The organism is Rhizobium sp. No.120, from assembly GCF_054558365.1.
Map to the genome: position 1 here is coordinate 98,498 of NZ_BAAJNQ010000011.1, position 25,336 is coordinate 123,833.

The 25,336-nt window shown below is 58.9% G+C and carries 17 protein-coding genes; 6 read left to right on the forward strand and 11 right to left on the reverse strand.

Annotated elements, in window-relative coordinates; genetic code table 11:
- Positions 1–12: 12 nt before the first annotated feature.
- Entirely contained in the window at positions 13–1,716 is a 1,704-nt protein-coding gene (locus tag ACYJRZ_RS24670) for a heparinase II/III family protein (protein ID WP_459463467.1), read from the forward strand.
- Positions 1,717–1,810: 94 nt separating this feature from the next.
- Positions 1,811–3,427, forward strand: a complete 1,617-nt coding sequence (purH, locus tag ACYJRZ_RS24675; RefSeq protein WP_459463469.1) for a bifunctional phosphoribosylaminoimidazolecarboxamide formyltransferase/IMP cyclohydrolase — start codon at positions 1,811–1,813, stop codon at positions 3,425–3,427.
- Positions 3,428–3,493: 66 nt separating this feature from the next.
- Here purH and ACYJRZ_RS24680 read toward each other — a convergent pair whose 3' ends face one another.
- Positions 3,494–4,885: an MFS transporter gene (locus ACYJRZ_RS24680; RefSeq protein ID WP_459463546.1), complete on the reverse strand. Its 1,392-nt coding sequence runs from the start codon at positions 4,883–4,885 to the stop codon at positions 3,494–3,496.
- A gap of 48 nt (positions 4,886–4,933) precedes the next feature.
- Entirely contained in the window at positions 4,934–9,724 is a 4,791-nt protein-coding gene (locus ACYJRZ_RS24685) for an NAD-glutamate dehydrogenase (protein ID WP_459463471.1), read from the reverse strand.
- Between the two features lie 294 nt (positions 9,725–10,018).
- Here ACYJRZ_RS24685 and pdxY point away from each other — a divergent pair, with 294 nt between their 5' ends.
- On the forward strand, positions 10,019–10,894 hold the full coding sequence (gene pdxY, locus ACYJRZ_RS24690) for a pyridoxal kinase PdxY (protein ID WP_459463473.1): 876 nt from the start codon (positions 10,019–10,021) through the stop codon (positions 10,892–10,894).
- A 119-nt stretch (positions 10,895–11,013) separates the two neighbouring features.
- Here the strand turns inward: pdxY and ACYJRZ_RS24695 are convergent, their stop codons facing one another.
- Positions 11,014–11,673 (reverse strand): YggS family pyridoxal phosphate-dependent enzyme, encoded by a 660-nt coding sequence (locus ACYJRZ_RS24695; RefSeq protein WP_459463475.1) that lies wholly within the window; start codon positions 11,671–11,673, stop codon positions 11,014–11,016.
- Between the two features lie 199 nt (positions 11,674–11,872).
- Here ACYJRZ_RS24695 and leuS point away from each other — a divergent pair, with 199 nt between their 5' ends.
- Genes leuS through holA form a run of 3 tightly spaced genes read left to right on the forward strand, consistent with a single transcriptional unit; the run spans position 11,873 to position 16,065 of the window.
- Complete coding sequence (leuS, locus tag ACYJRZ_RS24700) at positions 11,873–14,503, forward strand: leucine--tRNA ligase (RefSeq protein ID WP_459463477.1); 2,631 nt, start codon at positions 11,873–11,875, stop codon at positions 14,501–14,503.
- Positions 14,493–15,017, forward strand: coding sequence for an LPS assembly lipoprotein LptE (gene lptE / locus ACYJRZ_RS24705; RefSeq protein ID WP_459463479.1), 525 nt, complete (start codon positions 14,493–14,495; stop codon positions 15,015–15,017). Before leuS ends, lptE begins: the two co-directional genes overlap by 11 nt.
- Positions 15,018–15,027: 10 nt before the next feature.
- Complete coding sequence (holA, locus tag ACYJRZ_RS24710) at positions 15,028–16,065, forward strand: DNA polymerase III subunit delta (RefSeq protein WP_459463481.1); 1,038 nt, start codon at positions 15,028–15,030, stop codon at positions 16,063–16,065.
- Positions 16,066–16,151: 86 nt separating this feature from the next.
- Here holA and ACYJRZ_RS24715 read toward each other — a convergent pair whose 3' ends face one another.
- The 8 genes from ACYJRZ_RS24715 to hemE form a co-directional block, all read right to left on the reverse strand.
- Positions 16,152–17,036: a ParB/RepB/Spo0J family partition protein gene (locus ACYJRZ_RS24715; RefSeq protein ID WP_459463483.1), complete on the reverse strand. Its 885-nt coding sequence runs from the start codon at positions 17,034–17,036 to the stop codon at positions 16,152–16,154.
- A gap of 32 nt (positions 17,037–17,068) precedes the next feature.
- Entirely contained in the window at positions 17,069–17,866 is a 798-nt protein-coding gene (locus ACYJRZ_RS24720) for a ParA family protein (protein WP_459463485.1), read from the reverse strand.
- 21 nt (positions 17,867–17,887) lie between these two features.
- On the reverse strand, positions 17,888–18,505 hold the full coding sequence (gene rsmG / locus ACYJRZ_RS24725; RefSeq protein WP_459463487.1) for a 16S rRNA (guanine(527)-N(7))-methyltransferase RsmG: 618 nt from the start codon (positions 18,503–18,505) through the stop codon (positions 17,888–17,890).
- A 26-nt stretch (positions 18,506–18,531) separates the two neighbouring features.
- A complete protein-coding gene (mnmG, locus tag ACYJRZ_RS24730; RefSeq protein ID WP_459463547.1) occupies positions 18,532–20,412 on the reverse strand; it encodes a tRNA uridine-5-carboxymethylaminomethyl(34) synthesis enzyme MnmG in 1,881 nt (626 codons plus the stop codon).
- Positions 20,413–20,519: 107 nt separating this feature from the next.
- Positions 20,520–21,839, reverse strand: a complete 1,320-nt coding sequence (mnmE, locus tag ACYJRZ_RS24735; protein WP_459463489.1) for a tRNA uridine-5-carboxymethylaminomethyl(34) synthesis GTPase MnmE — start codon at positions 21,837–21,839, stop codon at positions 20,520–20,522.
- A gap of 148 nt (positions 21,840–21,987) precedes the next feature.
- Positions 21,988–23,253, reverse strand: coding sequence for a transcription termination factor Rho (gene rho, locus ACYJRZ_RS24740; RefSeq protein ID WP_004127423.1), 1,266 nt, complete (start codon positions 23,251–23,253; stop codon positions 21,988–21,990).
- A gap of 198 nt (positions 23,254–23,451) precedes the next feature.
- A complete protein-coding gene (gene hemJ, locus ACYJRZ_RS24745) occupies positions 23,452–23,997 on the reverse strand; it encodes a protoporphyrinogen oxidase HemJ (protein WP_459463491.1) in 546 nt (181 codons plus the stop codon).
- A complete protein-coding gene (hemE, locus tag ACYJRZ_RS24750; protein WP_459463493.1) occupies positions 23,997–25,031 on the reverse strand; it encodes a uroporphyrinogen decarboxylase in 1,035 nt (344 codons plus the stop codon). The genes hemJ and hemE overlap by 1 nt, the downstream gene beginning before the upstream one ends.
- Positions 25,032–25,336 lie beyond the last annotated feature (305 nt).

Here is a 25,336-nt window from a genome sequence, read left to right on the forward strand (position 1 = left end):
TAACCACGGCTAATGAGAGTAAGCAGAAGCACATATGCAGTTCTGCGGCAGGGTTTTGTGAGTTCATACATGCGGGAAGCATGGCGGCGGATGTCGCGCCGCGCGGCGTTGACGCGATTGCGTCTCACCCGCCACACGATGCGTGTGCCGGAACGTCTGATCGTGGCACCGACAGATCTGCGCAGTGTCGATCCCTTTTTCGTGGAAGAACTTCTGAACGGCCGCATCCTGCTGGCCGGGCGCGTTCTGGAAACCCAAGGCGCATCACCCTTCTCGCTCGAATTGCCGTCGTTGGCCTTTGCCGCCCGGCTACATAATTTCCGCTGGCTGCGGCATTTACGGGCGGAGAAGAGCGATCAAGCCTCGGCCATGGCGCGATCGATCCTTACCGACTGGATTGCCGTTCACGGCCGCCGGCTGCATGGTCTTGCCTGGTCACCCGATATAGCGGCGCAGCGGCTGATCGCGCTTCTGTCGCATTCGCCCGTGCTTTTGCAGGGTACGGATAGTGGTTTCTACCGCCGTTTCATGCGCATGCTTGTTTTCCATGTGCGCTTTCTGCGGCGGATCGTTGCGTCGTCGCCCGACGGCATCACAAGGTTTCGTGTGCGCATCGCGCTTGCCATGGCTTCGGTCGCCATGCCGACCAGCTCGCTGACGCTGAAACGGGCAGGGCAGGCACTCGACCGCGAGATCGACCGGCAAATCCTGCAGGATGGCGGCCATATCTCGCGCAATCCGCGGGCATCGCTCGAGCTGCTGCTCGATCTGCTGCCGCTGCGCCAGACCTATGTCAATCTCGGCCATGATGTACCGATCCGGCTCATTCCTGGCATCGACCGCATGTATCCGGCACTGCGTTTCTTCCGCCATCAGGATGGCGATCTGGCGCTGTTCAACGGTGCGACATCGACACTCGCCAACGAGCTGATGTCGGTGCTGCGCTATGACGAGACGGCCGGTCAAGCCTTCAAGGCACTGCCGCACACGAAATATCATCGTTTGGCCGCCGGCTCGGCCGTCGTCATCATCGATACTGGGGCTGCAGCCTCGACTGATCTCAGCCGCACGGCGCATGCCGGCTGTCTCTCCTTCGAGATGTCGTCGGGCAAGACACGCTTCATCATCAATTCCGGCGCGCCCGAATTTGCGGGAGATCGCTTCATGCAGGCGGCGCGGGCGACCGCGGCGCATTCGACCGTCACGCTCAACGACACCTCCTCCTGCCAGTTTTCCAAGTCGAAATCGCTTGGACCGATCATGGTCAGCGGCGTCAAGAAGGTCATCGTCGAGCGCGCCGAGACGGAAGACGGACGCGATTATGTGCGTGCCGCGCATGACGGCTATCTCTCCGCCTTCGGCTATGTTCATGAGCGCGAGATCAGTCTGAATGCCAGCGGCACGATCGTCGCCGGCCGCGACCGGTTCTTCGTGCCGGAGGGCAAGAAGCATCAACCGAAGGGTGAGGGCATCGCTTCGGCCCGCTTTCACATTCACCCCTCCATCAGCCTGCTGCAGACCGAGACGGATGCCGCGCTGTTGATCGCTCCGAATGGAGAGACATGGGTCTTCTCCTCGCCCGGCAACGAGGTACTTGTGGCGGAGGATATCTTCTTTGCCGATCCCTCGGGCATGCGCTCCTCCGATCAGCTCGAGATCGTCTTCCGGATCACCGAAAAGCCGGAAATCCGCTGGTTTTTATCGCATCGGCCATAGGCTAAGCGCGTGACCTATGCTAACGGGGCGGCATTATCCGTCCCGCACCTTCTGCCGGACGCCACATCTCCCTATGCTAGACCGGAGAAAGCCCATGGCCGTCGTTTCCAAGAAAATTCCTGCTCCCGACAAGGTGAAGGTGAAAACCGCGCTTCTGTCCGTTTTCGACAAGACCGGCATCGTCGAGCTGGCGCGTGCGCTGAGCGAGCAGGGCGTGCGCCTGCTGTCGACCGGCGGCACGCACAAGGCAATTGCTGCCGCGGGCCTCGCGGTGACCGACGTCTCGGAAGTGACGAATTTTCCGGAGATCATGGACGGCCGCGTCAAGACGCTGCATCCGAAGGTGCATGGTGGCTTGCTCGCCATCCGTGACGATGCCGAGCATCAGGCTGCGATGAAGGAACATGGCATCGAAGGTATCGATCTTGCCGTCATCAACCTCTATCCCTTCGAGGACGTGCGCAAGGCTGGCGGCGACTATCCGACGACGGTGGAGAATATCGACATCGGCGGTCCGGCAATGATCCGCGCTTCGGCCAAGAACCATGCCTATGTAACGACGCTGACCGATCCCGCCGATTACGCCGAACTGCTGGCGCAGCTTTCCGCCGACGCCGGCCATACGAGCTATGATTTCCGCAAGCGCATGGCCGCGAAGGCCTTTGCCCGTACTGCTGCCTATGATGCGATGATCTCCAACTGGTTTGCCGAAGCGCTCGATATCGCCACGCCGCGCCACCGCGTCATCGGCGGCGTTCTGCGCGAGGAGATGCGTTATGGCGAGAACCCGCACCAGAAGGCGGCTTTCTACCTGACCGGCGAAAACCGCCCCGGCGTCTCGACGGCGATGCTCATTCAGGGCAAGCAGCTGTCCTACAACAACATCAATGACACCGACGCCGCCTATGAGCTCGTTGCCGAGTTCCTGCCGGAAAAGGGACCTGCCTGTGCGATCATCAAGCACGCCAATCCCTGCGGCGTTGCTACAGGCCCGAGCCTGGTGGAAGCCTATAAGCGCGCGCTTGCCTGCGATTCCACCTCTGCCTTCGGCGGCATCATCGCGCTGAATAGCCTGCTTGATGCAGAAACGGCCGAAGAGATCGTCAAGCTCTTCACCGAGGTCATCATTGCGCCCGAAGTGAGCGAGGAAGCCAAGGCGATCATCGCTCGCAAGCCGAATCTCCGCTTGCTCTCGGTCGGCGCCCTGCCCGATCCGCGCGCCGCTGGCCTGACCGCCAAAACCGTCTCCGGCGGGCTGCTGGTTCAGAACCGCGACAACGCGCTGGTCGAGGACATGGAGCTCAAGGTCGTGACCAAGCGCGCGCCGACGGCGCAGGAGCTTGAGGACATGAAGTTCGCCTTCCGCGTCGCCAAGCATGTGAAGTCGAATGCCGTCGTTTACGCCAAGGATGGCCAGACGGCCGGTATCGGCGCCGGACAGATGAGCCGTGTCGATTCCGCCCGGATCGCCGCCATCAAGGCCGAGGAAGCCGCCAAGGCCATGGGGCTTGCAGAGCCGCTGACGCGGGGTTCCGCCGTCGCTTCCGAAGCCTTCCTGCCGTTTGCCGACGGTTTGCTTTCGGCGATTGCCGCAGGCGCCACGGCCGTCATCCAGCCCGGCGGTTCGATGCGCGACCAGGAAGTGATCGACGCGGCCAACGAGCACAATGTCGCGATGGTCTTTACCGGCATTCGCCATTTCCGCCATTGATCGGCGGATATACCAGATTTATAAAACGTATATCCCGGTTGGTTTGCCAACCGGGATTTTTTTTGCCTACTTAGCCTTGTCGGCCGGATAGGGCGTCGGCAACAGAAGCAGCAGGCCACCGGCGAGGAAGATGACAAGCGTCGCCATGCCGAGGCGGGCAGAGCCGCTCCAATAGGTCACCAGTGAGAAAAACAGCGTTGCCATGAAGCTGGTGGCGCGGCCAGACAGCGCGTAGATGCCGAAATAGCGGCCGGCCTCCGAGAGGGTGACGCTGCGGGCGAGATAAGAGCGCGAAGAGGCCTGCACAGGCCCGAAAGCGATACCGATCAGCAGGCCGTAGCCGATATAGGCTTTTTCCGCCGCGGTGCCGAACAGACCGCCGGAGCTGACTGTCGGTAGCGGTACGAGGCCGAAGAGCGTGAATCCAGGGCCGGTCGAGAGGATGCCGAAGGTGGCGAAAAGCAGCAGCGTCAGGCTGATGATAACGGTCGTCTTCGAGCCCAGCCAGCGATCGACATAGCCGGCGGCAAAGCAGCCGAAGATGGCGATGACGTTGAGGATGATGCCGTATATGCCGATTTCGATCGTGGCCCAGCCGAACATGCCGGCCGCAAAGGTACCGCCGAGGATCAGCAAGCCATTGACGCCATCCTGATAGATCATGCGGGCAATAAGGAAGAGGCTGATGCCGCGCCGGCGCTTCAGTTCGCCAAGCGTGGTCGATAGCTCGCGTAAGCCTGAACGCACCGCAGCGCCAAGCGGCAGGCCCCGAGCTGCATCCGGCGTGAAGAGGAACATCGGCAGAATGAAGATGAAATACCACACGGCCGAGATCGGCCCGGTGATACGCGCATCCTCGCCCAGCATAGCGTCGAGGCCGAAGAGCGGGGTTAAGCCGAGAATGGTCTTGCCGGTCTGCGGGTTGCCGGCGAGCAGTACCACAACAGTGATCAGCACGATCATGCCGCCGAGATAGCCGAGCCCCCAGGCGGCGTTCGACAGCCTGCCGATATCGTCCTTACCGACCAGCCGTGGCATCATCGAATCGTTGAAGACGATCGAGAATTCGGCCGAGATCGAAGCGAGGATCATGAAGATCACCGGATAGATGACTGGCGATCCGGGGGCTGCGCCCCAGAGGCAAAAAAGGCTGACGATCTTGATGACGGCGAAGAAGGCGATCCAAGGCTTACGGGCGCCGGATTGATCGGCGATCGAGCCGAGGACCGGCGAGAGGATGGCGATGATCAACGAGGAGATCGTCGCCATATTGCTCCATGTCGTCTGGGCGGAGACGGGATCGGCCGTCAGCCGCGCGACGAAATAGGGGCCGAAGATGAAGGTGGTGACGACCGTGAAGAAGGGTTGGGCCGCCCAGTCGAAGAACATCCAGCCCCAGATGCCGCGTGCCGACACTTTAGCCGGCACGTCATTTTCAACAATTTCGGTTGCCACCAGATCCAGCCCTCATTCCCTCACCCGTTCGCCGGGTCGGGGCGGACTGTGTCACCTTGCCCGGCCGTTCGCAAGATCGGCGAGCAGGCCGGCGGCGACGGTGATGCGGGCGAGGTTGGGATCGCCGCTTTCGCTGAGGCCGCCGAGCTCTTCGGCGATGCGATTGATGCGGATTCGGTCTTCCGCATGCCAGGCCTGAACCGGCTGCTTGTCCTTCGGATGATTGGACAATGCGGAGATGACGATGTCCCGGCGGGCGCTGGCGATCTGGTCAAGGCTGCGTGCCAAGGCGAGGCTCTCATAGTGGTCGCCGGTGACGATCCGGCTGCCGGCAAGCAGCAGGCGGCCGACGCGGAAGGTTTGCGACACCGTGAAGTAGCTTTCGGCCGCCCGGTTCAGCGTATCGCCGGTTCGTTCGGCGATCTGCATGATCTCCGGCACGAGGACAAGCGCGTAGATCGTGGCAATCTCCGAAGCGAGCTTCTCCGGCAGGCCGGCAGCCAAGTATTCCGTTTCGCGAGCCGCAATCTCGGCTGCGAAATCCGCTGGAATATGCGTCAGGAAGACAGGTCGCAGTTTCTTCAGAGCTGCGCGAAGCCGGCTAACGGTTTCCTCGATTTCGCCCTTGGCCGCCCCGGTCTTCAACAGCAGGCGCGTCAGCACGGTATAGACTTCGGTGATCTCGCCATAGACGCGATTCTGCATCTGGCCGCCCACCTTACCATCAAGCGCATCCGTCTCGTTCCAGAGCCGGTCGAGATCGAAGCCGTCGCGGGCGATGACGGCGGCCTTGACCACCTCGGCCGCCGATGCCGCCGTCGCGTCCATCATGCTGACGGCAAAGCCCGGACCGCCACGGTTGATCGCTTCATTGGCGAGCGCCGTGCCGATGATCTCGCGGCGCAAGCGATGGCTTTCGATATCCGTGGCATTCGAACGCTGCATCTTGGCGGGGAAATAGTGGTTGAGCGTGGCTGCAAAATAGGGATCGTCAGGCAGGTCGCTGGCGACAAGCGCGTCGAAGAGCACGATCTTGGCATAGGAGAGCAACACGCCGATTTCGGCGCGCGTGAGCGGCCGCCCATTGGCGTAACGCTCGGCGAAAGTCTGATCGTCGGGCAGGGTCTCGACCTTGCGGTTGAGCTGCTTGGCGGCTTCCAGCACGCTCATGAACCGGCTGAGTTCCAGGCCATTGCCGGTGCTCTTGCGCTCGGTCAGCGAGATCGCCAGGGATTGCAGATAGTTGTTGCGCAGGACGAGCGCTGCCACCTCATCGGTCATGGAGGCGAGCAGTGTGTCGCGCTTGGCGCGGGTCAGCCGGCCGTCATGCATGGCGTTGGCAAGCGCGATCTTGATGTTGACCTCGACGTCGGAGGTGTTGACCCCGGCGGAATTGTCGATGGCATCGGAGTTGCAGCGCCCGCCCTTGAGGCCATAGGCGATGCGCCCCTTCTGGGTGACACCGAGATTGGCGCCTTCACCGATCACCCTAGCGCGGACTTCGTCGGCCGTGATGCGGATCGGATCGTTGGCGCGGTCGCCGACTTCCGAATCCGTTTCCGAAGGCGCCTTGACGTAGGTGCCGATGCCGCCGAACCACAAGAGGTCGACGGGCGCCTTGAGGATCGCCGTCATGATCTCGAAGGGGGTTGCGACCGACTTGTCGATGCCAATGGCGGCAACGGCTTCCGGCGTCAGCGTGACCGATTTTGCCGAACGGGAGATGATCATCGCGCCCTTCGACAGGACGGACTTGTCGAAATCCTGCCAACTCGAACGCGGCAGGTTGAAGAGCCGCTGCCGCTCGGCGAGCGTCTTGTCCATATCCGGATCGGGATCGATGAAGATATCGCGGTGGTCGAAGGCGGCGAGCAGGCGGATTTTCGGCGACAGCAGCATGCCGTTGCCGAAGACGTCACCGGACATATCGCCGACGCCGACCACATTGAAGGGCGTCGTCTGGATATCGATGTCCATTTCGCGGAAATGCCGCTTCACGGTTTCCCAGGCGCCGCGGGCGGTGATGCCCATCTTCTTGTGGTCGTAGCCGGCCGAGCCGCCTGACGCAAAGGCATCGTCCAGCCAGAAGCCGGCTTCCTGTGCCAATGCATTGGCAGTGTCGGAGAAGGTCGCCGTTCCCTTGTCGGCGGCAACGACGAAATAGGGGTCGTCACCATCGAGCCGCACGGTGTCGGCAGGCGGGATGATATCGGCGCCGGAGATATTGTCGGTGATCGACAGCAGCGTGCGGATATAGGTCTTGTAGGCCTCGCGCCCGGCGTTGAAGATCTCGTCGCGGCTGCCGCCGACCGGAAGCTTCTTCGGATAGAAGCCACCCTTGGCGCCGACGGGGACGATAACGGCATTCTTGACCTGTTGCGCCTTTACGAGGCCCAGCACTTCGGTGCGATAGTCCTCGGCGCGATCCGACCAGCGCAACCCACCGCGCGCCACCTTGCCGAAGCGCAGGTGGACGCCTTCCACTTCGACACCATAGACGAAGATTTCACGGAAGGGCCGGGGTTCGGGCAGGCCGTCGAGCAGCTTCGGATCGAGCTTGAAGGCCAGCATAGCCTTGGGCGTGCCGTCTGCATTCTTCTGAAAGTAATTGGTGCGCAGCGTCGCGTCGATGGCGTTGACGTAGCGACGCAGGATGCGGTCGTCGTCGAGGCTCGGTACGTCGGCAAGCTTCGTTTCGATGGCAGCATGCAGATCGACGAGCTTCTTGGTGCGGTTCTTGTCGCTGAGCTTCGGATCGAGCGTGTCGTGAAAGAGGCTAAAAAGCGAAGCGGCGATCCCCGGATATTTATCCAGGGTGGAAGCAATATAGTCCTGCGAATAGGCAATGCCGGCCTGGCGCAGATAGCGGGAATAGGCGCGCAATACGTTGGTTTCGCGGGCTGAGAGATCGGCGGAAACGATCAGCCGGTTGAAAGCGTCATTGTCGATCGTGCCGCCGAAGGCAGCAAGGAAGGCTTCTTCCAGCGCGGCGCCGTGGCGGGCGAGATCGATCGTCAGACCGCTGCGAGTTTCGAGCTCCATGTCGTGGAGCACGACATGACCGGTCAAGCCGTCTTTGCCCGTGACATAGATATCGAAGGTGCGCTCGCTGAGGACGTTGAAACCAAGATTTTCGAGCAGCGGTACGCGGCGCGACAGCGCCAGGTTGCCGCCTCCATGAAAGATCTTCAACGAGAGAATGTCACCCGCTTCATCCTTGCGAATATAGAAGCCGATGCGGATCGGCTCGGTGCCCGCCGTGGCAATGATATCGGGCAGATCGGCAAAGGCGTCTTCCGGCGAGAAGGCTTCCTGGAAAGCCTGGCTGACTGAAATGCTCGGCGCTTTTGGGCCTGCCAGCATGGCGAAGCGTTCGTCCCAGCGGGCTGTTATGGCGCGGATCGCTTCTTCAAGCTTGGCTTGCGGAATATGCGGTGTCTTGCCGGCGCTGCGGCCGATGATGAAGTGGACGCGTGCTACGCCGCCCTCCGGGAAGGCTGGATAGTAGGCGGAGACACGGCCGTCATAAATGGTTTTCAGGTAGTTGCCGATCTTCTCGCGGACAACGGAATCATATTCCTCGCGTGGGACATAGACGATCACCGAAACGAAGCGGTCGAAATGGTCGATACGCGGCAGTACACGCACGCGCGGCCGGTCGGTCAGGTCGTTGATCTGCTCGGCGAAGCTTGCCAGCAGCGAAGTGTCGATCTGGAAGAGGTCGTCGCGGGGATAGGATTCCAGCGTGTTTTCGAGCGCACGACCCGAGTGGCTCGTCGGATCGAAGCCGAAGTGATCCTTGACCTTTTGCACCTTCGAGCGCAGCAACGGTACGTCGGTGGCAGAGCTCGTATAAGCCGTCGATGTGAAGAGGCCGACGATGCGCAGCTCGCCCGTCACCTTGCCATCAGCGTCGAAGCGTTTGACGCCGACATAATCCATATAGGCGCGGCGGTGGACGATCGATTTGACGTTGGCCTTGGTGACGATCAGGAAATCCGGACCGTCAAGGAAAGCGAGGATTTCCGGCGTCGTCGTAACCGCGTCCTTGCCCTGGCGAAGGACGCGAACGTCCGGATTGGAGAGAATGCCGAGGCCGGTGCCTCGATCGCGCTCAACCTTGGCGTCGGCGCCCTTGCCCGAATAGACATATTCTCGCATGCCGAGGAAGGTGAAATTACCGTCGCGTAGCCAGGCAAGGAAGGCAAGCGCCTCGTCGCGATCATTCTTGCGGCGGCCGGCCGCCTCATAGGTTGAAAGCTCCGATATCACGGTCTCGAGGCGCGACAGCATCGGCTTCCAGTCGGAAACGGCAAGATGCGTCTGGTCGAGTACGGTCTGTACCCGCTTGGTCAGATCGGTCGCCTGCGCTGTCGTCAGCGGCGAGATATGCAGCTGGATATGGCTGACACGATGGGCCGGATCGCTCGGGTAATCGGCTGAATAGAGGCTCGGCTGCTTGCCCTTCTCGATGACCAGGATCGGATGCACCGCCATTTGAAGATCGCGGTAACTGCTCGTCACTTCACCCATGATCGATTCGTAGAGGAAGGGCATGTTGTGGTCGGTGATCGAAAGAATCGAAACGGCAATACCATCGGGCTCGATGCCGGCGACCTGCTCGATGCTGACGCGGGGAGACGTGCCGCTCCAGGCTGCCAGTTCCTTCGCGGCGTGCGCCGCGGCAAGTGCCAGCATTTCCGGGCTGTAAAGCTCCATGTCGTCATTGCTCGCCCGGCCGAACAGGGTTTCGGGATCAAGATGCGCTTCGCCCGTTGCCGCCGCAATTTTGCGTGCCGCTTCGATCTGTTTTTCCCGTTTAGGATTGGTCTTGGGCGCCATGAAATTCCTCCCGATTTTCGAATTTTGACGACAGTAGCAGAAGGTTTAACGAAATAACTGGCAAAAAGAATGCGAATTTGGTTGCTTTCGGACTGTTTTTGGCCGGTTTTTTCAAAAATCTTGCCGAAAACGGCGATCTTGATGAAAAACAGGCTCGATCGGCAAGAAACTGGCGGAATCGACTCGTCAACAGAGGTTTTCATGACACTGTGAAGGGCGGTTGACAGAGTGCCGCGAAAGGGATCATCAACTGGCGCCATTGCAGTTTGAAGCCCTGAACCGAAAGCAAACATCATGTCGCAAGTGTCGGCCGGCGCAGTTATCGTCATCTCCAGCCATGTCGTTCGGGGGTCGGTGGGTAATCGTGCTGCAGTTTTTGCGCTGGAAACGCTCGGCCATCCGGTCTGGGCGCTGCCGACCATCGTTCTGCCGTGGCACCCCGGCCATGGCCGCTCGACGCGGCTGACCTTCAACGAAACCGATTTCGACCATGCGATTGACGACCTCATCACCGCACCCTGGCTTTCCGAGGTCAAAGCGGTGCTATCGGGTTACTTCGGCAATGCCGCCCAGGCGCACGCCGTCGCACGGCTGGTGACGGCGCTGCGGGAGAAAAACCCGGATATTCTCTATGCCTGCGATCCTGTCATCGGCGATGCCGGCGGGCTCTATGTGCCGCAGGCGACGGCGGAAGCGATCCGCGACCACCTGATCCCACTGGCGTCACTCGCAACGCCGAACCGTTATGAGCTTGCCTGGCTGGCGGGAGCGCCGCTCGAGGATAACAACGCCATCATGGAGGCGGCCCTCGCGCTTGGACCGTCGCGCATGCTGGTGACGTCTGCCGTTCCGATGATGGCCGGTGGTATCGGGAACCTCTATCTGAGCGGCCGAAACGCCCTGCTTGCTGAGCATCGCAGCGTCGAAGGCGCGCCGAATGGACTCGGCGATCTCCTGTCGGCCGTCTTCCTGTCGCGCCTGCTTTCAGGAATGGATGAGGAGCGGGCATTGCAGCTGACGACGGCGAGCGTCTTCGAGGTGCTTGCACGGGCCGTCAAACGCGGCAGCAATGAGCTGACGCTCGCTGTCGATTCAGCAAGCCTGTCGACACCGATGGCGATGGTGCAGCTGCGCCACCTCGTCCATCCCGCACAACGCAAGAAAAAGTAACGGCCAGGGCTTTTTCAGCCTGGAGCAGTTCCAGCAAAAGTGCGAAGCGGTTTTGCGTCCGGAACCGCGTAAAAATAAAAGACAGAGCGTTTTCGCGATTCGAAGAAAAGCGAAAAGATTTATCGCGCCCCGAAGATCGCCGAGCCGACGCGAACGCTGGTCGCACCGAAGGCAACTGCAATTTCATAATCGCTCGACATGCCCATGGAGAGCTTGTCGACGCCGGCTTGCTTGGCAAGTTTTGCAAGCAGGGCAAAATGCGGCCCCGGATTTTCGTCGGCCGGCGGAATGCACATCAAGCCCTCGATCGAAAGCCCGAGTTCCTTGCGGCAGAGGTCGACGAAAGCAACCGTATCGTCAGGCGCGATACCCGCCTTCTGCGGCTCGAGGCCGGTATTGACCTGGACGTAGAGCCGCAAACTCTTGCCCTGGCGCTTCATTTCATCGGCAATGGCTCGCGCGATCTTTTCCCGGTCAATGGTTTCGATCACGTCGAAAAGCGCCACGGCATCGGCCGCCTTGTTCGATTGCAGCGGCCCGATCAGATGCAGCTCGATCCCGGGTGTCTCGGCCTTCAGCTCCGGCCACTTGCCCTGGCTCTCCTGCACGCGATTTTCGCCAAACACCCGCTGGCCGGCCGAAATCGCCGGGCGGATCTGATCGGCATCGAAGGTCTTGGAAACAGCAACGAGCTGCACGGAACCGGCAGTTCGGCCGGCCTGACGCTCGGCAGCCGCGATATGGGAACGGACTTCGTCCAGGCGCTCTTGAAGTTCCATCTTTTCGTCTCGATATTTGGCTTGCTTCTCAAACTTTGCAGTAATGAGGCTCGCAGGCTTTGCCAAGGGCGAATGCGACCGAATCCGGCTTTGCATTGCAAGATAAGGCACTTGCTGCGGCTGCTAAACTTGACGCTTGGGTGGTTTCGTGGTGAAGGTCACGCCTTAATCCCCATGATTTTCCGGAATACAAGAACAGATGACTAGCGAACGTTATAATCCGCGCGACGCCGAGCCCCGCTGGCAGGAAAAATGGAACGAAGAGAAGGTCTTCGTGACAGACAATGCCGATCCGCGTGAGAAATATTACGTGCTAGAGATGTTTCCCTATCCGTCGGGCCGCATCCATATGGGCCATGTGCGAAACTATGCCATGGGCGATGTCGTTGCCCGCTACAAGCGCGCCCGCGGGTATAACGTGCTGCATCCGATGGGCTGGGACGCCTTCGGCATGCCGGCGGAAAACGCCGCACGCGACAACAAGGTGCATCCGAAGGAATGGACCTACCAGAACATCGCCTCGATGCGCACCCAGCTGAAGGCCATGGGCCTGTCGCTGGATTGGAGCCGCGAGTTCGCGACCTGCGATGTCGACTATTATCATCGCCAGCAGATGCTCTTCATCGACATGATGGAAAAGGGTTTGGTCTATCGCAAGAAGTCCAAGGTCAATTGGGATCCGGTCGACAACACTGTACTCGCCAATGAGCAGGTTATCGACGGCCGGGGTTGGCGTTCCGGGGCGCTCGTCGAGCAACGCGAGCTGACGCAGTGGTTCTTCAAGATCACCGAGTTCAGCCAGGAACTGCTGGATGCCCTGGATACGCTGGACCATTGGCCGGAAAAAGTGCGGCTGATGCAGAAGAATTGGATCGGCCGCTCCGAGGGCCTGACCGTTCGCTGGGAAATCGTGACCGAAACAGCTCCGAATAGCGATCGCGAGATCACCGTCTACACGACCCGTCCGGACACGCTGTTCGGCGCCTCTTTCCTGGCGATCTCGGCCGACCATCCGCTCGCCAAGGAAGCGGCGGCCAAGGATCCGGCGATCGAGGCCTTCTGTGAGGAATGCCGCCGTGCTGGCACCTCGCTGGCAGCACTCGAAACCGCCGAGAAGAAGGGCATGGACACTGGCATCCGCGTCCGTCACCCCTTCGATCCGTCTTGGGAGCTGCCCGTCTACATCGCCAATTTCGTGCTGATGGATTATGGCACAGGCGCCATCTTCGGCTGCCCGTCGGGCGACCAGCGCGACCTGGATTTCGCCCGTAAATACGGCCTGCCTGTCGTTCCCGTCGTCATGCCCGCGGATGGTGATGCAGCAAGCTTTACCGTCGGGGACATCGCCTATGATGGTGACGGCGTGATGATCAATTCTCGTTTCCTCGACGGCATGAGCACCGAGGAAGCCTTCCAGACGGTGGCGACGAAGCTCTCCGAAACGTATCTCGGCAACATACCGCAGGCAGAGCGCAAGGTGAATTTCCGTCTGCGCGACTGGGGCATCTCCCGACAGCGCTATTGGGGCTGCCCGATCCCGGTCATCCATTGCGATGACTGCGGCGTGCTGTCGGTGCCGAAGAAGGATCTGCCGGTCAAGCTGCCCGATGACGTGACTTTCGACCAGCCGGGCAACCCGCTCGACCGGCACGCAAGCTGGCGGCACGTCGCCTGCCCGCAATGCGGTAAGGATGCCCGCCGTGAAACCGATACGATGGACACCTTCGTCGATTCGAGCTGGTATTTCGCCCGATTCACCGCCCCCTGGGAAAGCCAGCCGACAGATCCGAAGGCCGCAAATCACTGGCTGCCCGTCGATCAGTATATCGGCGGCATCGAGCATGCGATCCTGCACCTGCTCTATTCGCGCTTCTTTACCCGCGCGATGCGTGAAACCGGCCATCTTGACGTGAAAGAACCCTTCAAGGGCCTGTTCACGCAAGGGATGGTCGTGCACGAAACCTATAGCCGCGGAAGCGGCCTCACGCGCGAATGGGTGTCGCCAGCCGATATCAAGATCGAGGAAGTGGACGGCCAGCGCCGCGCTACTCTGCTGTCGACGGGCGAGGACATCGCCATCGGCTCGATCGAGAAGATGTCGAAATCGAAGAAGAATGTCGTCGACCCCGACGATATCATCGCCTCCTATGGCGCGGATACAGCACGCTTCTTCGTGCTGTCCGATTCGCCGCCCGATCGCGACGTCATTTGGTCGGAAGCTGGTGTCGAGGGCGCGCATCGTTTCACGCAACGCATGTGGCGCTTGGTGTCCGAAGCTGCCGATGTCCTGAAGGCGGTCGAATCTGCGCCGGCTAAGGAAGGTGAGGGCCTGGCGATTTCGCAGATTGCTCACCGCACGCTGAAGGCAGTTCAGGGTGATTACGACAAGCTCGCCTTCAACAAGGCCGTGGCGCGCATCTATGAATTCGTCAATGCGCTGGCGGCACCGCTCGGCAAGGTCGCGGCCGGCCAGACGGATGGCGCCTATCGCTCTGCCGTTCGTGAAGCCGTGGAAATTCTGATTGCCCTCGTCGCGCCGATCACGCCGCATCTGGCTGAAGAATGCTCCGCTGCGCTCGGCAACGTCAACATGGTCGCGACCAGCCCATGGCCCGTTTATGATGAGACGCTCGTCATCGAGAATGAGATCGTCTATCCCGTTCAGATCAACGGCAAGAAGCGCGCTGAATTGACAATCGCGCGCGACGCAGATCAGAATGCCGTTCAACAGGCCGTGCTCGCCCTGGATGCCGTTACGAGCGCATTGAATGGTCAGGCGCCAAAGAAGATCATCGTCGTTCCACAGAGGATCGTAAACATTGTCGTCTGATAGACTTTTCAAATTCGCCCGCATGGCCGGCGTTGCGTCTCTGGTAGCCGTTGCCGGCCTCCTGTCTGCGTGTCAGGTTCGACCGCTCTATGCCGTCAGCACCGGCGTGACGCAGAAGCTGTCGGAAGTTTCCTTCTCCGACGTCGGCTCGCGCGTCGGTCTTCAGGTGCGCAACCAGCTGATCTTCATCGCTGGGCGTGGTGCAGGCGAGACGAAAACGCCAAAATACAATGTCGATCTGAGCGTCAGCTCCGGCACTGGCGGCGTGCTTTATCTTCCGTCTTCAAGTACGTCCGCCGCAGGCCGCACGACTGTGACCGTCTCCTTCACATTGAGGGAGATCGGCACCGGTAAGGTCATCAAGTCCGGTAGCCGTTCGGTGACTTCGCTGGTCGATTTCCCCACGCAGGAATTCGCCAAGCAGCGCGCAATCCGTGATTCGGAAGACCGTGCGGCCCGCGAAGTCTCCGAGATGGTCGCAGCCGACATCGGCGCTGCGCTCAGCCGCTTATAGAGAGCGCGGCATGGCAGAAATCAAGTCTCATGAATTTGACGGATTCCTGCAAAATGCCGCGCGCAACTACCGGATCTTCGTGATCTATGGTCCGGATCGCGGTCTCGTTTCCGAACGCGCGGCGCAGATTGCCGCTAAGACGGGCGTCGATCTCAAGGACGCATTTTCCCTTATCAAGCTCGACGTCGGCGACCTGCAAAATGACCCGGGGCGTCTTCTCGACGAAGTCAACGCTATCGGCCTGTTCGGCGGTGAAAAGCTCGTCTGGATCCGCGGTGCGGCCAACGAGAAGGCGCTGGTCGATGCCCTGCAGATTATCGCGGACAATCCGCCCGATGCCAGTTTTGTCATCGTCGAAGCCGGCGATCTCAAGAAGGGATCGGGATTGCGCAAGGTGGCAGAGCCAGCCCGATCAGTCGCGACCATTCCTTGCTATGCCGATGATGCAAGGGCGCTCAACAATCTGATCGACACGGAATTGGCAAATGAAGGCCTGCGCATCTCGCCCGCTGCCCGCCAGGCTCTGCTCGAACTTCTCGGTGGTGACCGGATCGCCTCGCGCAACGAAGTGCGCAAGCTCGCGCTTTATTGCCGCGGGCAGGGGACGATCGAGGAAGAGCATGTGATCGAAATCATTGGCGATGCCAGCGCCATTTCCACCGACGACGCTGTGGATGCCATCCTGAAAGGGGATTCTGCAGCCTTTCTGCATGCCATGCAGAAAATCGCCTCGTCCAAGACGCCGATGTTCCTCGTACTGCAAGGCTGCCTGAGGCAGTTTCAGATGCTTGATACCATGCGGGCTGAGATGGATGAAAAGCGCCTAGCGCCCGCTCAGGTCATGCAGACACACGGGCGCCATCTTCATTTTAGGCGAAAGCCGGTAATCGAACAGGCTCTGAAGAGCTGGAGCGCTCCGGCCATCGCCCGCGAAATGAACAGGCTGCAAGCGGCCGTTCTGCAGACGCGTCAGCGCGCCAGCCTTGAGGACACGATCGCAACGCAGACGCTGCTTGCGACTACACTCCAGTCAGCCCGCAAGGGCTGATGTTTCACGGGAATCAAGCGAGCGCAGAAGCTCGGTAAAAGGCAAAATCTGCGCTAACACGCTGTTATTATTGCAGTTTCTCTATATCAGCGACGTTCCAAGAGCCGGCAGATTTCCTCGAGCTGCTCCAGCGTTTTATAGCTGATCTTCACCTGACCGCCATTGCCGCGGTGATTGATCGAGACATCCAGCCCGAGAGTATCGGACAGCGTGCGTTCCAACGCCAGCGTATCGGAGTCCTTTTCATCCCTGCGCGCGCCGGCGGGACGTGGATCATTCTGTGCCTTGATATCGTGCTGCGCGAGACGCTCGGCATCGCGAACCGACATGCCCTTCGAAACGATGGTCCGTGCCAGCGCAGCCGGATCGGAGGTCGAAACTAGGGCACGGGCATGGCCGGCAGAAAGCGAGCCCGCGGCAAGCATATCGCGCACCGGATCGGGAAGCTTCAACAGACGCAGAGAGTTGGCGACATGGCTGCGGCTCTTGCCGATGATCTCGCCGAGATCGTTTTGCGTATAGCCGTGTTCGGCAATCAGTTGCTCGTAACCGAGCGCTTCCTCCAAAGGATTGAGGTCCGCACGCTGGACATTTTCCACGATGGCGATTTCAAGCGCGGTCTTATCGTCGACATCCCGGACGATCACCGGAATTTCGATCAGCCCGGCAAGCTGTGCCGCCCGCCAGCGTCGCTCACCGGCGATGATTTCATAACGATCGGTGGAAACAGTACGAACCACGACCGGCTGGACGATGCCATGCTGGCGAATGGAACTGGCGAGATCATGCAGCTCAGTCTCATCGAAGTAGCGGCGCGGATTGCGCGGGTTGCGGCTAATGAATTCGATCGGGACCAACCGGTCCGGATTGACTGCCGGTCGGCTTGCATCCACGGGCGTCGGCTGATCCATCTCCCCAATCAGAGCTGCCAGTCCGCGCCCGAGGCGCCGCTTCGAAAGATCATCATTCATCGCCGATACTCACCCTGAAACAAATACTAATGTCAGGCGGCAGCTTTCCGCTGCCGCTCTCTTTGAATGACTTCGGAAGCCAGCTGGAGATAGGCCTGGCTGCCTGCACACTTCAGATCATAAAGAATGGCCGGCTTGCCATAGGAAGGGGCCTCGGACACGCGCACGTTGCGCGGAATCAACGTATGGTAGACCTTTTCGCCCAAATGGGTCCGCACGTCGCTCACCACTTGCTGCGCAAGATTGTTGCGGGAATCGAACATGGTCAATACGATTCCCTGAATATCCAGCGACGGATTGACCGTGCGCCGAACTTGATCAACCGTCTCCAACAATTGGCTGAGGCCTTCCAGCGCGAAGAACTCGCATTGTAACGGCACCAAAACGGAATGGGCAGCGGCCATGGCGTTCATCGTTAGAAGATTGAACGATGGCGGGCAATCAACGAGAATATAAGAAAAGGAGAGGGCATCCGGCGCGTTCAACGCACGGCGCAGCTTGAAGACTCGATCCGACTGTTGCGCGATCTCCATCTCGATTCCAAGTAGATCCATCGTCGATGGAACGATGAAGAGATTCGGTACGGCCGTTTCCTGCACCGTATCCATGATGCCGTGAGTACCGACCAGCAGATCATAGGAGGACAATTTGCGATCGCGCCGCTCGATACCCAAACCGGTGCTGGCATTGCCCTGTGGATCGAGATCAACGATCAGCACACGCTCGCCGATGGCGGCAAGAGCTGTCGCCAAATTGATTGCCGTCGTCGTCTTGCCGACGCCGCCCTTTTGATTTGCGATGGTAATAATCCGGTTTCGTTCGCCGATCATCTGCCGCATATCCAATTATGGTTAAATCAGGCGTCGAAGCTGACTGAGTTCCAAAATCACAGAATCTCGCTCAACGACACTCAGATGTTTTACCAGATCGAATTGCCAACGACCACGGGCTTTCTGTAGCTCCCGCTCGTAATCCCGGCCTTTGTGCAGCAAAAGCCGCAGATTTTCGTTGCGCTCGAGCCAAGGCTCCGCGTAGTCCAGCAATATCTCAAGCTCCGCAAGAGCCCGCGCGGAGATGACATCGCAATTCTGAATGGCTGCAGGCACGTCTTCAATACGAATGGCATGAACCGCGCCGCGGGCTTCGCACTCGCGTAGGCAGACGCGCAGGAAGGCAGCTTTTTTCTGATTGCTCTCCACCAAATCGACATGGCCGGCGCCTTTTTCTGCCAGCAGAATCGCCGTTATCACGCCCGGAAACCCACCGCCACTTCCCAAATCGACCCAATGTTCCGTTTTGGGATGAAGCTGAAAAATCTGGGCGCTATCTGCAATATGGCGACGCCATAGATCATCGATGGTTGACGGTGCGACGAGATTGATGGTCTTGGCCCACTTCTGGAACAGTTGCGCAAAATGCTGCAGCCGCTCCTGTGTTTCACGTGAAACACGTACCCCGTTCAATTCCATGCTGTAGACTCTCTAACCTTGCAATGTCAGGAAACGAGCTTCTGTTCTTCGGTTGCGCCCAACTTCCTCAGATAAGCTAGTAGCAATGAGATTGCAGCCGGCGTCATTCCGTCAAGGCGTGAAGCCTGGGCGATATTCTTTGGCCGGGCAGCCGCAAGCTTTTGCTTCAGTTCGTTAGATAGGCCGGAAACAGTGGAGAAGTCGAATTCAGCTGGGATGGCCCGCTCTTCTTCCCTCCGAGCCTGAACAATATCGGCGGTCTGACGATCCATATAAACGGCATAGGCCGCCTCGATTTCAATCGCCTCGATAGTCTTTCGCTCCAGCGACCGCAACTCCGGCCAGACGCGCGAGAGATTTTCGACAGACTGACCTGGATGAGAAAGAAGCTCATAGGCCGAACGTCGCTGGCCATCCTTGTTTAGGTGGATACCGACTTTTTCAGCTTCGTTTGGTGTCACCGTCAAACTCTTCAGCTGACTGCGAGCCTCTTCAAGGCGCTCTATATACCGTGCAAAACGCGACGCCCGCGATGAAGCAACGCAGCCTATCGCGAGACCCATCGGCGTCAGACGCACATCTGCATTGTCGGCTCGCAGCGATAAGCGATATTCCGCCCGCGATGTAAACATGCGATAGGGTTCCGCGACCCCTCGCGAGGTCAAATCGTCGATCATTACCCCGATATAGCATTCGGTTCGGCTGAACTCGATTGCCTTGCCACCAGCAGCTAGACGTGCAGCATTCAATCCTGCAACGAGCCCTTGGGCGCCAGCCTCTTCATAGCCTGTTGTTCCGTTGATCTGGCCGGCCAGAAAAAGACCAGGAATCTTTTCCACCTCAAGGGAGAGCTTCAACTCTCGCGGATCGACATGGTCATATTCGATGGCATAAGCATGTTGAAGGATGCGAACTCGTTCCAGGCCCGGAATGGTCCTGATGAATTCCTCCTGGACGTCCTCGGGCAGGGAGGTGGATATGCCGTTTGGATAGACAGTGCTATCGTCCAAGCCTTCCGGTTCCAGAAAAATCTGATGACCATCCCGCTCGCCAAACTTGACAATCTTGTCTTCGATCGAGGGACAATAGCGGGGGCCGACGCCTTCAATCTGCCCTGAATACATCGCGGAGCGCTTCAGGTTTTCAGCGATAATTCTATGGGTTTCCGGCGTCGTGCGGGTAACACCGCATTCGATCTGCGGATTCACAATGGCATCCGTAAAGAAGGAGAAGGGGGTGGGATCGTCATCCGCGCCCTGACGTCCCACAGCGCTCCAGTCAATGGTCGTGCCATCGAGCCGAGCCGGGGTTCCAGTCTTCAAACGACCTAGAGCAAGTCCGTGTCGGAGCAACGTGTTGGAAAGCCCGATAGAGGGCTCTTCTCCCACTCTACCTGCCGGTATCTTTTTATCGCCAATGTGAATGAGACCGCGGAGAAAGGTACCTGTTGTGAGGACAACCGCTCCACACGCAATATGACGCCCATCCTTCAAGATTACGGCAGACACACGGCCGTGGTCGAAAGCTAGATCGAAAGCATCGCCCTCTATGATATCGAGATTGTCGATGGCGGCAATCTCCGCCTGCATAGCCAGGCGATACAGCTTACGATCAGCCTGTGTGCGCGGGCCGCGCACTGCCGGGCCTTTCTTGCGATTGAGCATGCGAAATTGAATGCCAGCTGCATCGGCGACGCGGCCCATGAGACCATCAAGGGCATCAATTTCTCGAACCAGATGTCCCTTGCCAAGCCCGCCAATCGCGGGATTGCAGGACATCACGCCGATCGTCTCGCGCTTATGCGTGACGAGTGCCGTGCGTGCACCTAAGCGCGCGGACGCCGCTGCAGCTTCCGTTCCCGCATGGCCACCGCCCACAACGATCACATCATACGCTTTATCGAACATCATCAAATCCTCGGTCGTGCCGCTTGTTTGGCACACCAATTTCAGGAGTCAAGAAGGTTTCACGTGAAACGTTTAGCGAGAGCATGCCGCTCTCTGTTTCACGTGAATCATTTGCCGATGCAAAATTCCGAGAAGATCACATCCAGGAGATCCTCGACATCGACGCGCCCGGTTATGCGTCCTAAACTCGTGGCCGCCTGCCGCAGGTATTCCGCTCTGATATCTAGACCTCGATCGCCTGACGCGAGCGCCGCCCCCAATGAATGAAAACTATCGGTCAGCAATGTGCGATGACGCAACCGGCTTGGCAGAGCCAAGGACAGCATTCCCGAACGCTCCTGCAAATCCTGCCGAAGAAGCTCATGGAGCTCAGCCAGACCGACGTCGGTCGTGGCTGATATCACCACATCGTAGCCATCGTGAATACCGGGGTGAATATCAGATTTTGTTCCGATAGTCAGCACCTTGCCTGCGAACCCCGGAAAACTTCTCTGTGCGGCTTCTCCTATTTCCGCGAGAGACAAGACAAGATCCGCATCGGCGACCGTCCGCAGCGCGCGTCGAATGCCTTCACGCTCGACGATCTCCTCGGTCTCTCGAAGCCCGGCGGTATCGTAAAGCTTGACGGCATAGCCCTCGATATTCAGATCGACATGCAGCACGTCACGCGTGGTTCCGGCAATGTCCGTGACGATTGCCACTTCGCGCTTTGCCAATGCGTTCATCAGGCTGGACTTGCCAACATTCGGAGGGCCCGCAATCACCACCTTCAGCCCATCGCGGATGATCTCACCGAGATCGGCGCCAGCCAGATGGTCAGATAGTTCGAGGTGCAATTGCTGCATGCCCGCCCAGACCATATCCGATACGGAGCCGGGCACGTCATCCTCATCGGCAAAGTCAAGCTCCGCCTCGATCAGAGCACGCGCGCGCGTTAGTCGATCCGCCCAGCCATTATAGAGCTCGGACAATCCACCAGCAGCATGCTCCATCGCGAGCCGCCGCTGCATCTCGGTTTCGGCGGTAATAAGGTCTGCAAGGCCTTCCACCTCAACCAGATCCATCTTTCCGTTCTCGAGCGCTCGTCGCGAGAACTCACCATGCTCCGCCAGACGACAATTTTCGAAACTCGAAAGTTCATCGAGAAGCGCATTCACCACGGCCTTGCCGCCATGGACATGGATTTCCGCGCAATCCTCACCTGTAAAGGAGGCGGGACCGGGAAAAATCAGAACAAGAGCGCGATCGATAATAAGACCGTTACGAGTCCGAATCGTTTTAAGCGCAGCACTTCGAGGCGTTGGAAGGGGGCCAGCCAGAGACGTAACGGCATGAAAGGCGCGATTTCCGCTGATACGGACGACTGCAACTCCAGACGGCAATCCTCCGCTGGAAAGTGCATAGATTGTTGCGTTTGTCGTCAACATGAGATTGAACCGCATCCGAATCGATTGCTCAAACGCTTATGGCATCTGACATTCGATACATCAAAAACAAAATCGGGCCGCAAAGAGCGGCCCGATCATAACACTATTTACTGCCGTCAAACTTGCGACAGTAGAAATTCCGAAGAAACTAGGTGTTCATCGAATCGAAGAAATCAGGATTGTTCTTCGTCTGCTTGAGCTTGTCGATCAGGAATTCGATCGCATCGGTCGTGCCCATCGGCGCAAGAATACGGCGAAGAACGAAGATTTTCTGCAGATCCTGACGCGGCACCAGCAAGTCTTCCTTACGCGTGCCGGACTTGAGAATATCCATCGCCGGGAAGATGCGCTTATCGGCAACCTTGCGGTCAAGCACGATTTCCGAGTTACCGGTACCCTTGAATTCTTCGAAGATCACTTCGTCCATACGGCTGCCGGTATCGATCAGAGCCGTCGCGATGATCGTCAGCGAACCGCCTTCCTCGATGTTACGGGCGGCACCGAAGAAGCGCTTCGGGCGCTGCAGGGCGTTGGCGTCGACACCACCGGTCAGAACCTTACCGGAGGACGGGACAACGGTGTTGTAGGCACGGCCGAGGCGGGTGATGGAATCGAGCAGGATGACGACGTCGCGGCCATGCTCGACGAGGCGCTTAGCCTTTTCGATCACCATTTCGGCGACTTGAACGTGGCGCACGGCCGGCTCATCGAAGGTCGAGGAGATGACTTCGCCGCGCACGGAGCGCTGCATGTCAGTCACTTCTTCAGGACGTTCGTCGATCAACAGAACGATCAGATAGCAGTCCGGATGATTGGCGGTGATAGAATGGGCGATGTTTTGAAGGAGAACAGTTTTACCCGTACGCGGCGGCGCGACGATAAGGCCACGCTGGCCCTTGCCGAGCGGGGCCACAAGATCGATTACGCGCGGCGATAGATCCTTAGACGTGGGAACGTCGAGTTCCATGCGGAAACGTTCGTTCGGATAGAGCGGCGTCAGATTGTCGAAGTGAACCTTGTGGCGGATCTTTTCCGGATCGTCGAAATTGATGGTGTTGACTTTCAGCAGCGCGAAGTAGCGCTCGCCTTCCTTCGGTCCGCGAATCGGTCCCTCGACCGTGTCGCCCGTCTTCAACGAGAAGCGGCGGATCTGGGAGGGAGAAATATAGATGTCGTCCGGACCGGGAAGATAATTAGCATTCGCGGAACGCAAGAAACCGAAGCCATCCTGCAGAACTTCGACGACGCCCTCGCCGATGATTTCTACGTCCTGGCTCGCCAGCACCTTTAGGATTGCAAACATCAATTCCTGCTTGCGCATCGTGCTGGCGTTTTCCACCTCGAGCGATTCGGCAAAGGCCAGGAGATCGGTCGGGGATTTATTTTTCAGTTCCTGAAGCTTCATTTCAGCCATGAAGGGAATTACTCATTTTTTTGGAGGGGGAAGGCAATGTTGCTCGTATTCAGAACCGCGATAGGGGCGCTCGCGGGAGACAGAATGGATACATGCCACGAAGAGAAGATGGCGGGAAAATAGCGACTCACTTTCCGAACCGCAAGAGGGCCACGCAAAATGAAAGAAATTTTACGTCGCCCCTAATACAGCCCCTGCTCACGCAAACGGCTTGACGACTACGAGAATGACGATCGCGATCATCAGAAGCGTCGGCGCCTCATTCATGACACGCCAGTATCGGGCAGAATGCTTGTTCTGGTCGCGGGCAAAAGCACGCACCGCAGCACTGAAATGGCCATGAACGCCCGAGAGGATCAAGACAAGTCCGATCTTGGCATGGAGCCAGCCTCCCTGGAAATCATAGACCGACCAGGCCAGATAAAGCCCGAAAATCCAGGTCAGGACCATCGCCGGGTTGATGATATAACGCAGCAGACGCTGCTCCATCACCTTGAAGGTCTCGGATTGCTCCGATCCCGGCGCGGCATCGGTATGATAGACGAACAACCGAGGCAGATAAAACATGCCGGCCATCCACGAGATGACGGCGATGATGTGCAAAGCCTTGATCCAGAGATAGAGATCGGCCGGGTGCCAGGCAAAGAGCCCTATCGCCAGCACCGCAAAGATCAGGATCATGACATAGGCCCGTCGTCCGGCCTTCTGGCCCGGCGCGGGATCCGTCTGCTTTTCCATCGTCATCAGTTCCTCCATCCCCGCACGCGTTCGACAAGTCTCGTGACATTGGCGGGGTCCGCCTGCGGCGTAATGCCGTGCCCAAGATTGAAGATCAGCGGGCCGTGTCCGAGCTGCTGCAGGATCTCGTCGATCCCGTCGTCTAAAGCCTTGCCGCCGGCAACCACGCGCATAGGATCGAGGTTACCCTGCACCGGCCCATCTTCCTGCAGTTCCCGAGCAAAGGCCAAAGGCACCGACCAGTCGAGACCGATCGCATCGGCGCCGGTCTTCTGCCGGTAGGTTTTCAGCAGATAACCCGCCCCTTTGGCGAAAGCGATCACCCGAGCCTGTGGACGCCGCGCCTTGATCGACGCGATCATCTTTGCGACCGGCTTGATGGCGAAGGCCTCGAATTCCTTCTCGCCAAGAACGCCTGCCCAGGAATCGAAAATCTGCACGGCATCTGCACCGGCATCGATCTGCGCAACGAGGTAATCGGCTGAGATATCCGCAAGCAGCATCAACAGATGCTCGAAGGCTTTGGGGTAACGATAGGCAAAGAGCCGGGCAGGGGCCTGGTCGGGTGTCCCGTGTCCGGCGATCATATAGGTCGCAACCGTCCAGGGAGCGCCACAGAAGCCGAGAAGGGTGGTTTCCGCAGGCAAGTCTCGCCGTAGTCGCCGCACCGTCTCCAGGACGGGCTCCAGATACGCTACGATGCCCTCTGGTCTCAAAGCCAGGATACCCGCCTCATCGATCGGGTCCATCTCCGGCCCGTGCCCTTCGGTGAAGTGAACATTCCGCTTCAGTGCATCGGGGATGACGAGAATATCGGAGAAGAGAATGGCGGCATCGAAGCCGTAACGCCGGATCGGCTGAAGCGTCACTTCGACGGCGTAGTCCGGTGTATAACAGAGATCGAGGAAACTCCCGGCCTTCGCACGCGTTTCACGATACTCGGGTAGATAGCGACCTGCCTGTCTCATCAGCCAGAGAGGGGGAGGGCTGAGCGTTTCTCCGCTCAAGACCCGCATGATCTTCCGGCGTTCATCGGTCACAGACGTCGTCCTATATAAAACCAAACATATATTGAAAGGTTTCTATTTCTTAGAGTCGGTGAGTAGCAAGGATTAAAGTTCATCCCTTGCCTGTCCAATTTGTCGCGCCTCGCGCCTAAAATTGGAGAGATTTCGAAATCCTCAGCCGATATGTGGAAAAGAAGGGTGATTTTTCAATCTTTTGAGGAGGTTGAAGAGACATTTAGCTCTTCGCCTTCTGGGGATAAGTCGGGGATGAGCGAGGCGTTGTCGATCTTGTCCACATTGCCCACAGCCGCCGTCAAAGCCTCCTCTCGAAAATCCCA

What these genes read in the sequence shown, in the direction of transcription:
- ACYJRZ_RS24670 (WP_459463467.1), top strand. Translation starts at nt 13, where the DNA reads ATGAGAGTAAGCAGAAGCACATATGCAGTTCTGCGGCAGGGTTTTGTG.
- purH (WP_459463469.1), top strand. Translation starts at nt 1,811, where the DNA reads ATGGCCGTCGTTTCCAAGAAAATTCCTGCTCCCGACAAGGTGAAGGTG.
- ACYJRZ_RS24685 (WP_459463471.1), bottom strand. Translation starts at nt 9,724, where the DNA reads ATGGCGCCCAAGACCAATCCTAAACGGGAAAAACAGATCGAAGCGGCA.
- pdxY (WP_459463473.1), top strand. Translation starts at nt 10,019, where the DNA reads ATGTCGCAAGTGTCGGCCGGCGCAGTTATCGTCATCTCCAGCCATGTC.
- ACYJRZ_RS24695 (WP_459463475.1), bottom strand. Translation starts at nt 11,673, where the DNA reads ATGGAACTTCAAGAGCGCCTGGACGAAGTCCGTTCCCATATCGCGGCT.
- leuS (WP_459463477.1), top strand. Translation starts at nt 11,873, where the DNA reads ATGACTAGCGAACGTTATAATCCGCGCGACGCCGAGCCCCGCTGGCAG.
- holA (WP_459463481.1), top strand. Translation starts at nt 15,028, where the DNA reads ATGGCAGAAATCAAGTCTCATGAATTTGACGGATTCCTGCAAAATGCC.
- ACYJRZ_RS24715 (WP_459463483.1), bottom strand. Translation starts at nt 17,036, where the DNA reads ATGAATGATGATCTTTCGAAGCGGCGCCTCGGGCGCGGACTGGCAGCT.
- ACYJRZ_RS24720 (WP_459463485.1), bottom strand. Translation starts at nt 17,866, where the DNA reads ATGATCGGCGAACGAAACCGGATTATTACCATCGCAAATCAAAAGGGC.
- rsmG (WP_459463487.1), bottom strand. Translation starts at nt 18,505, where the DNA reads ATGGAATTGAACGGGGTACGTGTTTCACGTGAAACACAGGAGCGGCTG.
- mnmG (WP_459463547.1), bottom strand. Translation starts at nt 20,412, where the DNA reads ATGTTCGATAAAGCGTATGATGTGATCGTTGTGGGCGGTGGCCATGCG.
- mnmE (WP_459463489.1), bottom strand. Translation starts at nt 21,839, where the DNA reads ATGTTGACGACAAACGCAACAATCTATGCACTTTCCAGCGGAGGATTG.
- rho (WP_004127423.1), bottom strand. Translation starts at nt 23,253, where the DNA reads ATGGCTGAAATGAAGCTTCAGGAACTGAAAAATAAATCCCCGACCGAT.
- hemJ (WP_459463491.1), bottom strand. Translation starts at nt 23,997, where the DNA reads ATGACGATGGAAAAGCAGACGGATCCCGCGCCGGGCCAGAAGGCCGGA.